This is a genomic window from Leptotrichia sp. oral taxon 223 (assembly GCF_013394795.1).
Taxonomy (GTDB): domain Bacteria; phylum Fusobacteriota; class Fusobacteriia; order Fusobacteriales; family Leptotrichiaceae; genus Leptotrichia.
The window spans coordinates 88466-101036 of record NZ_JABXYU010000001.1; the positions used below are offsets into that span (position 1 = coordinate 88466).

A 12571-nucleotide genomic window follows, 5' to 3' on the forward strand; every position below is an offset into this window, starting at 1 on the left:
TTTCACTTTAGAATTTTAAATATTTGGTGAAATTGTCCCCTTTAACTGATCATAAACCCATCCACCTTTTTTATCCTTTTTCGTTACAATTCTATTGCTTCTTTCCCTCGAATCCTTTATACTTTCAGGAATTTCATAAATTTTATCACTTCCATAAAAAGTCCCAAAATTATATGCTCCATCTGAACTTTTTACATTTTGCAAGCTATCTTCAAGTCCTGCCAAATTTGGATTAGAGCCTGTCTTTTCATTAAATTTTTTAATTGCATTCTGTAATTTTACAGTTTCTACCCGAATGTCAGCCGCTATAAGTTTGTCCACTTTTCTTGAAAACAAAATCACAACGTTAAATATCGCAATAAATACAACTACAAGAAAAGTTATACCACGAAGAACAATTTTTTTTGTCACCTTTGTCCTGCTATTTACATAATAATCGTTATCAAAAGCCATTTTCCCGCATGAAATTTACAAAATTTCTAATTTTATAATTATAATGATGTAAAAAATCACGCTCTCCTTCCTTCAGATTTTTTTATATCTCAAATTCTATGTTTTTCCTGCCTTACTTTTTCAAAATCAAATCTTCAATAGATTCAAGCTCCTAATAAAATAATCTCTTAAATCTATTTTTTATTTCTAAAAATTGACGACCTAACAACCACTTTCACATTTTTAGGAACTTTCAGCTGCACCTTCAGCGGACCTCTTTTAACATTTATCCAGCCCAGCCCTGCAATTACCAGCTCTTCATTTTCCTCAATTTCCACTTCATGAGTCACAAATTCATTTTGAAAATACTTTTCTTTTTCAGCTCCTTGTAAAATTTCAAAGTAATTTCCATTTAGCAAGGCTTCCACTCTTTCCTCACGAGCCACGTGAAACTTCACACTTTTTGAAGCATAAGCAGAAAAAATAGGTTTGCTTCCACTTTCCAGAAGTTCATTTCCCAATATTTTAAATCTGCAGAAAACATCAAACATAAATACCTGATTTTCTTCAAGTTTAAAAGTTTTTCGTGAAATTTCCCCAGCTGGCACCAGCTTTAACCCATTTTCAACACTAATCAAGTCAGAAATTCTTCCATCTGGAATAAGTCCAGGTGTGTCAATTATTGTGATTTCACTATTTGGAATTTTATTGTTAATTGATTTTAAAGTGGTTCCAGAATATTTAGAAGTTGTTATTTTATTGTTCCCAAGAAGTAAATTTATAACTGATGATTTTCCAACATTTGAAACTCCAAGGACAGTTGCCTTCACTTTTTTGTTATGAAAAATATTTTTGATTTTTCTGATTATTCCATTTATTCCGTATTTATTTTTTACACTGATAAAAGCAATATCATCAGGCACAATGTCCTCTTCGGCAAGCCTATTCTTTACCCAGTTAGAAATTTCAGTTGGATGTATAAAGTCAGGCAGTAGATCTATTTTATTAATTAAAATTATTGATCTGTAATCTCTTAAATAATCCAAAATTTCCTCAGTAAACGAGCCTTCAAAATCAATAATATCAAATATTGGAAGTATTATATCAGATTTTTTCACACTTTTATTCACTTCCTTCAAATAATCTTCTCTGCTAAAATTATTTACAAGATTTTCCCCATAATTCTTAATTTTAAAACATCTCTGACAAAGTAAATTATCCTGCGTAATAAACTTTTCCTCTGGAACATACCCTTCCTTATTTTTATCCTCAAACTGCAGTTCAATTCCACAACCACTACATTTTTTTATAATCAAAATTTCCTCCTATTTTTATCATTCCTCTTACATTAAAATTCAATTTTCTCAAATTCATTATTCCTTAGCCAACGGGTGAGTGTTCATATAAATATCCCGCAAGAACGCCTTGCTCACATGTGTATAAACTTGCGTTGTAGCAATACTGCTATGCCCAAGCAATTCCTGCAAATATCGGATATCCACGCCGTTATTCAAAAGTTCCGTTGCAAATGAATGCCTAAATACATGTGGAGTTATTTCCTTTTGTATCCCCGCCTCATGTGCATGTGCCGAAATAAGCCTTCTTAGCGAACGTGTCGTCAATTTTTTCCCTTTACTGTTTACAATCAGTACTTCCCTGGTGTAGTTTTCATATTGCCTTTTCTTTTCCTCAATATATTTTATAAGCCATTTCTTAGCATTTTCACTAAAAAAAGTTATCCGTTCCTTATCACCTTTTCCAATAACCCTGATTTCCCTCTCTTCAATATCAATCATAAATTCACTTAGATTAATAAGCTCCATCGAACGAAGTCCACTAGAATAAAGCAGTTCAATAATCAACCTGTCTCTAATCCCAGTAATTTTTTCCGTACTTATAACATGCCTTAACCTGTTCAAATCATCCCTGTTCAATACATTCGGCAGTTCCTTCTCAAATTTTGGCACATTTATATAAGCCGCCTTGTTCGTTTCAATTACTTTTATTTCCTGAAGATATTTAAAAAATGTCCTAAGTGCTGAAATCTTCCTATTTATAGTTCTTTTAGACACAGGCTTGACGCTTATTTTTTTATTTATTTCTTCCATATCCTCAATACTTTTTATCTTATCAATCTCTGTTTCTGTATCTTTAATTTCTACATTTTCAGCACTTTTCTCCGAACCTTGTTCCTTGTCCTCATCTTTAGTCAGTCTTTTGGGAGAATTTAAATACGCAATAAAAGATCTGAATGTCATCATTTCAATTTCTTCAAAATTTCGAATTTCCTCATATTCATCCAGATATTCCATAAACTGCAGTAAATCCCTCCGATAACTTCTAATTGTATTAAAGCTCTTACCAAGAATAACCTCTTCGTAATACAAGAATTTATCCACATACATCACAAGATTTTCATTTCTTATATTGTCTTTATTTCCAATGTCCTTTTCTTTCTCAACGTCTTTGTCACTATTATTCATTAAAACTTCTCCATTTATTATAACACAATCATTCACAGCAATACAAATTAATTCACTTTTTTATTTAAAAAAATATCTAAAATCATACTTAAAATCTATGACAATCTGTATTATTCAATTTATTAGTCCGATAATAAAAAACGAAATAACTTTAAACTTAAATTTTAATAAATTAATTATTTTTTCTGTTATTTAGATTTCTTCACTGTAGATTTTCTAGTTATCGTTGTCTTTTTAGCCTTTCTAGATGTAGATTTTGCTTTAGTTGCTGTTTTTTTAGTCGCTTTTTTTGTAGTTTTCTTAGTTTTTTCAGCTTTTTCAGTCACTCTTGTAACTTTCCCAGTTTTTATATTTTTTATCGTTTTACATTCAGGATAGCCTGTACAAGCCAAAAATTTTCCAAATCTTCCAGTTTTTATTTCATACGGTTTTCCGCAAAATTCACAGACTCCTGCTTCTTCTATTATTTTTCTGTCAATCTCCTGCAACCGTTTCATTTCATCATTTATTTGTAATACTCCATCTAGCTCTATTACTGCGCCTTTTTTATACTTCTGCTTCAATTCAACTGGCAGCGACATTCTCTTTTCATCTTTTTCATAATTTTCACTTTCAAGATATTCTCCAAATCGTCCAACTTTCAGCACATATCTGTTTCCATCCTCATCAAAATAATCAGTCAATATTCCCTTTTTATTATTCTGAAGTTTCTCCACTTCCTCTTTTACAAAGATTTCTCCCTTTTTAAGAGCCTCAGGCGATACTGCAATTCCCTTTAACGAAATTTTTTCCTTCTCATTTGATTCACTAATCAAGTATTTTCCATAAAGTCCAGTTTTTAAAACCATAGGATTGCCCTCTGAATCCAACACATCTGACACAACTCTACGATTTTTTATTTCATCAATTTCCTTCTCAAACTTGTCAATATCCTTTTCCAGCGAGTCATAAAAAGTTCTCAAAAGCTGTATCCACTCAACTGTCCCTTCCTCAACCTTATCCAGCTCCTTTTCCATATTCGCCGTAAATTTCACATTCATAATGTCCTTAAAATTCTTGACGAGCTCATCCTTTACTTCGTATCCTAAATAAGTTGGATAAAAACGTTTTTCAATAAGTTCCACATATTCCCTTGCTTTCAGCGTTTCAACAATTGAAGCATAAGTTGATGGACGTCCAATCCCTTCCGATTCCAGTTTTTTTACAAGTGTCGCTTCGGAAAATCTTGTTGGAGGCTTTGTTATTCCTTCTTCCACATTCAATTTGTCTATTGGATGAACACTGCCTTCCTTTAATTCTGGAAAATCCCCAGTCTTAATTTCATCCTCATCTTTAAAAATCTTGTAATACCCATCAAAAATTACCTTGTTAATCGTCCCACGGAAACTGTAATCTCCATTCACGGCATTAATCTGCATCTGCTCATACTGCATTGCTGCAAACTGCGAAACTAGAAATCTGTCCCAAATCAATTTATACAGCCTGTACTGATCATTTGTCAGATAAGCTTTTATATTATCTGGGACTAAGTTAATATCAGATGGACGGATTCCTTCGTGGGCATCCTGAACATTTGATTTTGAATTTTTTACAATATATTTCCCTACATATTTTTCACCATAATTTTTTGTAATGTAATCCTTTGCCATATTTATGGCATCGATTGAAATTCTCGTAGAATCGGTTCTCATATAAGTTATAAGCCCTTTATTTTCACCATTAATGGCAAGCCCTTCATACAGCTGTTGTGCTATTCTCATCGTTTTACTCGCACCATACCCAAGATATGATGAAGCAAGCTGCTGCAAGGTACTTGTCTTAAATACCAGCGGCGGCCTTTGAGATTTTTTCTTAACTTCTATTTTCTCAAGCGTCAATGATTCATTTTTTAAGTCTTTTTTTAATTTTTTTACAACTTTTTCATTAAAGATTTTATCCACTTTTTCATCTACAATTTTTACTAAATTAAGATTAATATCTTTTTCAATTAATGCACTTACTTCCCAATATTTTTGCGGTATAAACGCATTTATCTCGTCTTCCAGGTCACAAATCAGCTTTAATGCAACCGACTGTACACGTCCAGCACTGGCGTTACGATTAATTATTTTCCACAAAAGCGGACTTATTTTATATCCCACAATTCTATCGAGCAATCTTCTAGCCTGCTGTGCATTCACAAGATTGTCATTAATATCTCTCGGATTCTTAATCGCATTATTTACAGCCGTCTTCGTTATTTCATTAAACTCAATCCTTTTTACTTTATCAGGCTGCTTAATATAATTAGAAATGTGCCAAGCTATCGCTTCCCCTTCCCTATCCTGATCCGATGCCAGATAAACAGCACTTGCACCTTTCGATTTTTCCTTTAATTTCTTTAAAACTTCACCTTTCCCCTTTATAACCTTATACTGTGGCTCAAAATTATTTTCCACATCTATCCCAATTTTTGTTTTTGGTAAATCAATAACATGCCCATAAGATGCAACAACCTCATAATTTCTGCCAAGTATCTTTTCAATGGTTTTTGCTTTTGACGGTGACTCAACAATAACTAACTTTTTAGCCAACTCTATTTTCTCCTTATTCCTTTGTTTATTATAAATAGTTTTTATTTTTAAAATTATTTTCTAAATTCTTATAATTTCACTTTATATTTTCTATTTTCTTCAATTAAATATACTGGTTCTATTCCCATTTTTTCCATTAATTTTTTTAAATTTTTCCTGTCTTCCTGCATTTCCTTATACTGCATTCCTTCAAAAAATACAAGTGGAGAGGCTTTAACTATCGTATCTTTTGGTAATCCAAAATCTTTTAAAAGTTTATCTTTATTTACAATTTTTAAATAGGTATAAACTTCTAACAGACATTTTAACATAGTTTCTTTACTATCAGATTTTTTTAATTCTAAGATTCTCAAAGTGTTAGCATCTTCATTATAGGCAAGCAAATCTATTTTACCAGCATCATCTGTTTGTATATTTTTTAAAGGTGTCTGATAATCTATAATTTTCCCAATTTTATCAAAAATTTCTCCTTTATTTTGCGAATAATCAAATAATTTCATAGCAATTTTTTCTTCTACACGATTTGAGTTTTGATTTTTAATTTTTCCGTCATGGCTCTCTATTCTATAACTTCCTTCTCTATTTATTAGCTTTATCTTATTAAATAATTCAACGTGACTCAACAGCCATTCTGCAGCAATTTCTGTATAATATTCTTTTGAATCTTTTGTTTTCCCTGCATAGTTTACAAACTCTTGTTTATAAAAGCTTCTAATATCAGATTTTATTTTCTCCATCATTTCTAAAATTTCATTTTTTGAATACTTGGTTGCCATATTATTCCTTCCCTAAATCTCGTATATTTTCTTGCTCTAATTATACTATCCTTATATACTTCGCCCCATTTGTTTCTGTAATTAATCCTCTTATTTTCAAGCTCATAATTATTGAAAACAGCTTATTTTTCTCAATTTTTTCTTTCACATTCTGCAATATTTGCTCAAAGCTTGTTTCTTCGGTTATTGCTTCAAATACAGTTTGTTCCTCTTCTGTCAGTTTTTGTAATTTGCTTTTTTCTTTTTTTATATCCCACAAAAACTCTTCAGCAATGTCATTTCCGCAAGCTACTAACTTTGCCTTATTATTTTTTATTAAATCGTTACAGCCTTCAAAAGATGGGTAATTTATAAATCCAGGTACGGCAAAAACTTCACGGTTCATGCTAAAAGCCAGTTCCGCTGTAATTAATGCGCCACCTTTTTTGAAACTTTCGGCTACGAGAACTCCATCTGACATTCCTGCTATAATTCGGTTCCTTCTGGGAAAAGTCCATCTTGTAGGCTGCGTTCCGAGCGGATATTCGCTCATAATTGTACCAACTTCACCTATTCTTTCCCATAAACCACGGTTTTCGTATGGATAAACTACATCCAGCCCTGTTCCTACCACTGACACAACTTCTATTCCCTTATCCAGTGCAGTTTTTAGCGCAATTGTATCTATCCCGTCAGCAAGTCCGCTAATTACAGTTACATCATAGTTTACAAGCTCATTTACAATTTTTTCACAGGCTGTCTTTCCAAATTTTGTTGCCCGCCGTGTTCCCACAACTCCGATATTTCGCTTATTATCTACTAAAATCTTACCTTTGTCAATTTTTATTTTATCGTAATCTTTTAATTTTTTCCCCTTTAAATACAAAAAGACTGGAAAATCTTTTATTTCCTTCAATTTTTTTGGATATTCCTTGTCATTTGCGCTTATTATTCTTATTCTGTTTCGTTCGTAAAGCTCCAGCCTGTCTTTCATATCAATTTTCATTGCTTCTTCCAGCTGATTTTTTAATTCGTCATTAAACAATTTAAAATTTTCTTCATAAAATAATTCTTCAAAATCTTGAAAAATTAACATAAGTTTTTTTATATGAGCATTTTTCATCCCATATTCCTTTAGTCTAAGCCATTCCACAATAATCCCCCCTATTTTTTATTTTGAACCAGCTAATATTTCATTTAATACTGCGATTTCTTTTTTTACCTCGTCATTAGCATATTTTGAATTATAATCTCGCAAATATCCTAACGCCTTTGAAAAATCCCCTTTTGATTTGTAGGCAATACCTATCCCAAGTTTTGCTTCCGCCTGATTTTCATCCTGCGATAATATTCTAGTATAATAGTCAATTGACTTGTCATTATCTCCCATTAATCGTGAACCAATTGCAATTACATACATTACAGGAATGTCAGGCGCCTCATCCTTTAGTGCCAGATTTACTGCTTTTTCATAAAGTCCGTCACGAAAGTAAAGCTGTGCCATCCTGAATGTGGCTGATGAACTTTTTTTGGCAAGTGTAGCATTTTCATAATTGGCATAGGAATCATATTTTGCCTCAGTTGATATGTCTTCAGTCTGTGTTGCCGGCATAGTTCCTGTGTCAACAGTCTTTTTTTCCTCTTTAGGCTTACTTTTCTCATTCCCATGCTCAAGCGCCTTTTTTGTATCGTCATCAGCTTCGGTTGTTGGCGGTACTGCCGGCACTCTTTCCTCTTCAACAGTTGTCGCATCACCGCCGCTATTAGTGCCTACGTTTTCTGCAATGTAGTAGTTTGCCTTTACTACAGTTGTAAAGGAAAGCAGCAGCATTCCCATTATTATTCTTCTTAATTTCTCCATTTTTCCCTCCTGACTGCATAATTTTGATATTATACAACATCCTAAAATCAATAAATTTATTTAATCAAAAATTTTAATTTCAGATTTCAAAGTATTCTCACTTAAATTATACACAAAAAACACATCTCTTATATTTGTCTTTTCTTTGAATATGGTTTTAATATTTTGTCAAGCTGAATTTGAGGATTAAAGATTAAATTAGAATTCCAAATTTTTAGTAGTTCTTGGGAATGGAATCACGTCTCTTATATTCGTCATTCCAGTAATGTACATAAGCATTCTGTCAAACCCAAGTCCAAATCCTGAATGTGGCACGCTTCCATATTTTCTCAAGTCTAAGTACCACCAGTAGTCTTCCTCTTTTAATCCCATTTCGTGAATTTTTCCCAAAAGAGTTTCATAATCATCTTCCCTTTGACTTCCTCCTACAATTTCCCCAATTCCTGGCGCCAATAAGTCAACCGCCCTTACAGTTTTTCCATCTTCATTCAACTTCATATAAAACGCTTTTATGTCTTTTGGATAATCAGTTACAAATACAGGCTTTTTAAAATGTTTTTCCGCCAAATATCTCTCATGTTCAGTTTGAAGATCAATTCCCCATTCCACTTCATATTCAAACTTCTGTTTTGAATTTTTCAAAATTTCAATGGCTTCTGTATAAGTAATCCTTCCAAACTCATTATTTACCAAAGTGTCAAGCCTATTAAACAAATCCTTGTCTACAAATTTATTAAAAAATTCCATTTCTTCCTTGGCGTTTTCCCTTACATAAGTTACGATATATTTTATCATTTCCTCAATGACATCCATATTTACATCCAAGTCTGCAAATGCAATTTCAGGCTCCATCATCCAAAACTCCGCAGCGTGTTTTGGAGTATTAGATTTTTCAGCCCTGAATGTAGGCCCAAAAGTATACGTATTTTTAAATGCACTTGCAAAAGTTTCAACATTTAACTGCCCGCTCACTGTAAGATTTGCCTCTTTCCCGAAGAAATCCTGCTTAAAGTCAATGCTTCCATTTTCAGTTTTTGGAACATTGTTTATATCAAGTGTCGTAAGCCTAAACATTTCTCCAGCACCTTCCGCATCGCTTCCAGTAATTATCGGAGTTTGCACATACACAAAGTTCTTTTCCTGAAAGAATTTATGAATCGCATAAGACAAAATTGAACGCACTCTGAAAGTTGCAAAAAACGCATTAGTTCTAGGACGCAAATGTGCAATCGTTCTCAAGAATTCAAATGTATGTCTTTTATTTTGCAACGGATAATCTGAATCAGCTTTTTGGTAAACAGAAATTTTTGTCGCCTTAATTTCATAATCCTGCCCTTTCCCCAAAGATTCCACTACAATTCCTGTAACTTTAACAGAAGTCGAAATTGTAAGTTTAGAAATTTCCTCAAAATTTTCCAGCTCTTCATCAAACACAACTTGTATCCCTGTAAAAAAAGTCCCGTCATTCAGTTCAATAAACCCAAAGTTCTTCTGGCTTCTAATCTTTTTCACCCATCCATTAATTTCAATTTCTTTTACCAAATACTCTTTTGTATTCTTCTGAAGTTCTCTTAATTCTAACAACATATATTTCTGCATGAAAAATTATAATAATTTATACAAAATTCACACAGCTCCTTTCTTTAATTTTTACTCTATAAATTTTTATTTATTCTTCTATATTTTCATATTATAACACAAATTCCTATATATTTTAATAATAAATTTGAAAATTTGTTTCATATTTGAGGTTGAAATTACACTGTATCTCTATTTTTATACTTTTTATCATAAAATTAAACTCATTTTTTACATGATTATGCTATTATATGACCTATGTAACTATTAAAATATCCTTTAATTAAATTTAATCATTAAGTATCCATCTTAAAGACATAAATATAATAATCTTGTAATTTAATATGGAATGTCGTGATTTTTTTGGAATGAAAACGATTAAACACATTTATGTGTTTCTTTCGCCAAAACCTTTATAACAAATATGTTTTATAGAGTTGTTCTAATCTTTATTTGCGAAAGTGAGCGTCAGCGAGTTTCGTTTTTGTTTCAAAAAAATGCTTAGACAAGCCAGGGATAGTGCGTAGCACTTTCGCTATTCTCTTTAATATGTCATTATTTAAATATGTTAAAATAACTGTTATTGCGAAATAAAGGGAAATGGCGATTGATTTCCCTTGCTTATATAAAAAGAAAAAACATGAAATTATGAAAAACATTTATTAATAATAAGCAGTTTTTCAAAATCTAAATAAAAATCCCTTATATGAATACTTAAAAATTAGATTTGATTTTCTTAACAAGGCTATCAAATTAATTGTTATAGAATTTTATTTCTATTTTTTAAATAGGGTTTAATATAAATAGACCAGCATTGCTATAAAACAGAAAAAAGAACAGCAAAACCTAAATTTCACTGCTCTTCTTATTAGTGGTTTTTCATACAATTAGTAAATAGCTCTAAATCCTATTCCACCTCTTATATTATTGCCTTTAGTGTCATATCCTCCATTTACTGTCACTCCAAATCTTGTGTTGTCAACTCCGATGTTCAAGTCAAACTTGCCGTTTCCACGTCTATCTTCCTTTTCCCCTCTTATTCCGAACCAGTCTGCGCTTGTGTATCTTACTCTTCCTTCGTTGTTCTTGCTTGCCATCTTGCCTAATTCGTTTTCATAGGCGGCTGACAATCCTACTGTCAGGTTTGTTCTCACTGCAAGTGGCTGTACATATCTGAATTCAACTCCAACTTCTGGCTTAACTGAGAAGTAGTCGTTTCCTTTTACTTCCAGTCTCATTTCTCCGTTATCCTCTTTAATGGTATTGAATCTTCCATATTCCATCTTCAATGCTCCATATGGACGTAAATGTGTTCTTTCGCTCATTCTTATGTCATATCCCAAGTCTGTCTTCAATGCCGCACCATAAGAATTGTAGTCAGATTTTGCCTGGAATATATCGTCTACAACCAGATATTTACGTTTCATATTATTAATTCCAAAGAATACATCTCCTCCAATTGTCCATTGCAATGCCCCGTTGTAATCTTTCTTAGGTGACATTGTCTTAAAGATTCCTGCTTTAAGCTGAGTTTGATTTTCTCTTGAATGTCCTATATCCTTGAACTTGAATCTGTTTGTTACAGCTCCCGCATACCATCCGCTTGAGTTACCCATCTTGATTTTTTCATCTTCATGAACATACGCTACACCGTAGGCGTTACTTGTATAGTCAATGATTCCTGCTGTGTCAGTGTTGTACTCATCTCTTGCGCCAAACACTTTGATCTTGTTGTTTTGTTTAGATGGATTTCTCCAGTCGTGTTTCAGATATCTGAATTCTTTATCCAATATGTTTCCAGTCGCATTTATTCTTTGTTGAAGATTTCCATATTGATGTCCCATCATTTCGTCGAATGCTTGGTACAATAATACTTCCTCGTTGTTTCCTATTCCATTTAATTTTTGGAATAATTCACGTTCTCTTGTACCTAAGGCTTCTACGCCATATCTTTGTTCCAGCCCATCTGCAAAATTATACGTGTCTGTACCATTTACAGGTGTTCCTTCATTTCCAGCCCAATTTGTGTATGGAATTTTAGCCATATATAGACTGTTTATCGAACCATTTGAACGATCTAATGTTGGTGTAGCCATCCATGTTAATGAACCTGAGTAAATATTCCATTTTATATTATTATTTTGCAACATAGCTTGTTTATATGGATTTATTATATTAGGATCATTTACCAAAATATATTTGCTATTTGTCACTTCTGTAGCTTCTGTACCAACAATTAAATCCGCCTTGTTTGTTAATTTATTCAATCCATCTATTGATTTTGTAATATTTACCCCTGAAGTATTTATATATAACCCAATACTCGAAGCTGACACTGTTATTGGATTTTTACCTGTTGTATTTACTACTGTTGGTGTTTGAGGTACTCCATTTACAGTAATTGTGGCACTTGTTGCTCCTGCAGGTGCATCAATTGATACTCCACCAACTTCTTTACCTGTTGGAGGTGTTGTAAATTCTGCTTCTCTTTTCGCTCCTCCAGCCACTGTTATAGTTCCATAATTTGATACTATTCCACCTTTTAGATAAATACCTGTTCCATTATCTGAATCAATATGAATTGTACCAGTATTATTAAGTGTTGCACCTTTACCTAGATACACTCCAACTACTTTTGAATGTGAACCCGAAGTTGTAATTGTACCTCTATTAATTGCAGTAGCTCCATTATCAGCATAAATACCTGTGGTATTGTCTGCATTTAATGTTATAGTCGATCCTGTATCATTTATAGCCTGACTTCCTGAGCCACTTGCATACATCCCTATACTGTCTTTACCATTTACAGTAATTGTACCTTTATTTATTATAGTTCCACGATCTGTTGTACCGTACCCTGCACCCATACCGATTGAAAATAAATTATTT

Annotated in this window: 9 protein-coding genes; all 9 read right to left on the reverse strand. The window is 32.5% G+C overall.

Annotation, left to right across the window (positions count from 1 at the left end; all coding sequences use genetic code 11):
* Nucleotides 1–15 precede the first annotated feature (15 nt).
* Nucleotides 16–453, reverse strand: coding sequence for a competence protein ComE (locus HW275_RS00460; RefSeq protein ID WP_178934270.1), 438 nt, complete (start codon nucleotides 451–453; stop codon nucleotides 16–18).
* 173 nt (nucleotides 454–626) lie between these two features.
* Nucleotides 627–1748, reverse strand: coding sequence for a ribosome biogenesis GTPase YqeH (yqeH, locus tag HW275_RS00465; RefSeq protein WP_178934271.1), 1122 nt, complete (start codon nucleotides 1746–1748; stop codon nucleotides 627–629).
* 57 nt (nucleotides 1749–1805) lie between these two features.
* Nucleotides 1806–2915, reverse strand: coding sequence for a tyrosine-type recombinase/integrase (locus HW275_RS00470; protein ID WP_178934272.1), 1110 nt, complete (start codon nucleotides 2913–2915; stop codon nucleotides 1806–1808).
* 188 nt (nucleotides 2916–3103) lie between these two features.
* Complete coding sequence (gene topA / locus HW275_RS00475; RefSeq protein ID WP_178934273.1) at nucleotides 3104–5488, reverse strand: type I DNA topoisomerase; 2385 nt, start codon at nucleotides 5486–5488, stop codon at nucleotides 3104–3106.
* A gap of 68 nt (nucleotides 5489–5556) precedes the next feature.
* Entirely contained in the window at nucleotides 5557–6264 is a 708-nt protein-coding gene (locus HW275_RS00480) for a hypothetical protein (RefSeq protein WP_178934275.1), read from the reverse strand.
* 40 nt (nucleotides 6265–6304) lie between these two features.
* Nucleotides 6305–7396 carry a DNA-processing protein DprA gene (dprA, locus tag HW275_RS00485; RefSeq protein ID WP_178934276.1) on the reverse strand — a complete coding sequence of 364 codons (1092 nt, stop codon included), beginning with the start codon at nucleotides 7394–7396 and terminating at the stop codon, nucleotides 6305–6307.
* Nucleotides 7397–7414: 18 nt separating this feature from the next.
* A complete protein-coding gene (locus tag HW275_RS00490; RefSeq protein WP_178934277.1) occupies nucleotides 7415–8104 on the reverse strand; it encodes a lipopolysaccharide assembly protein LapB in 690 nt (229 codons plus the stop codon).
* A 198-nt stretch (nucleotides 8105–8302) separates the two neighbouring features.
* Nucleotides 8303–9691 (reverse strand): asparagine--tRNA ligase, encoded by a 1389-nt coding sequence (asnS, locus tag HW275_RS00495; protein ID WP_178934278.1) that lies wholly within the window; start codon nucleotides 9689–9691, stop codon nucleotides 8303–8305.
* A gap of 878 nt (nucleotides 9692–10569) precedes the next feature.
* Nucleotides 10570–12549, reverse strand: a complete 1980-nt coding sequence (locus HW275_RS00500; protein WP_178934280.1) for an autotransporter outer membrane beta-barrel domain-containing protein — start codon at nucleotides 12547–12549, stop codon at nucleotides 10570–10572.
* Nucleotides 12550–12571: the final 22 nt, after the last annotated feature.

What these genes read in the sequence shown, in the direction of transcription:
- HW275_RS00490 (WP_178934277.1), bottom strand. Translation starts at nt 8,104, where the DNA reads ATGGAGAAATTAAGAAGAATAATAATGGGAATGCTGCTGCTTTCCTTT.
- HW275_RS00460 (WP_178934270.1), bottom strand. Translation starts at nt 453, where the DNA reads ATGGCTTTTGATAACGATTATTATGTAAATAGCAGGACAAAGGTGACA.
- HW275_RS00480 (WP_178934275.1), bottom strand. Translation starts at nt 6,264, where the DNA reads ATGGCAACCAAGTATTCAAAAAATGAAATTTTAGAAATGATGGAGAAA.
- HW275_RS00470 (WP_178934272.1), bottom strand. Translation starts at nt 2,915, where the DNA reads ATGAATAATAGTGACAAAGACGTTGAGAAAGAAAAGGACATTGGAAAT.
- asnS (WP_178934278.1), bottom strand. Translation starts at nt 9,691, where the DNA reads ATGTTGTTAGAATTAAGAGAACTTCAGAAGAATACAAAAGAGTATTTG.
- HW275_RS00500 (WP_178934280.1), bottom strand. Translation starts at nt 12,549, where the DNA reads ATGGGTGCAGGGTACGGTACAACAGATCGTGGAACTATAATAAATAAA.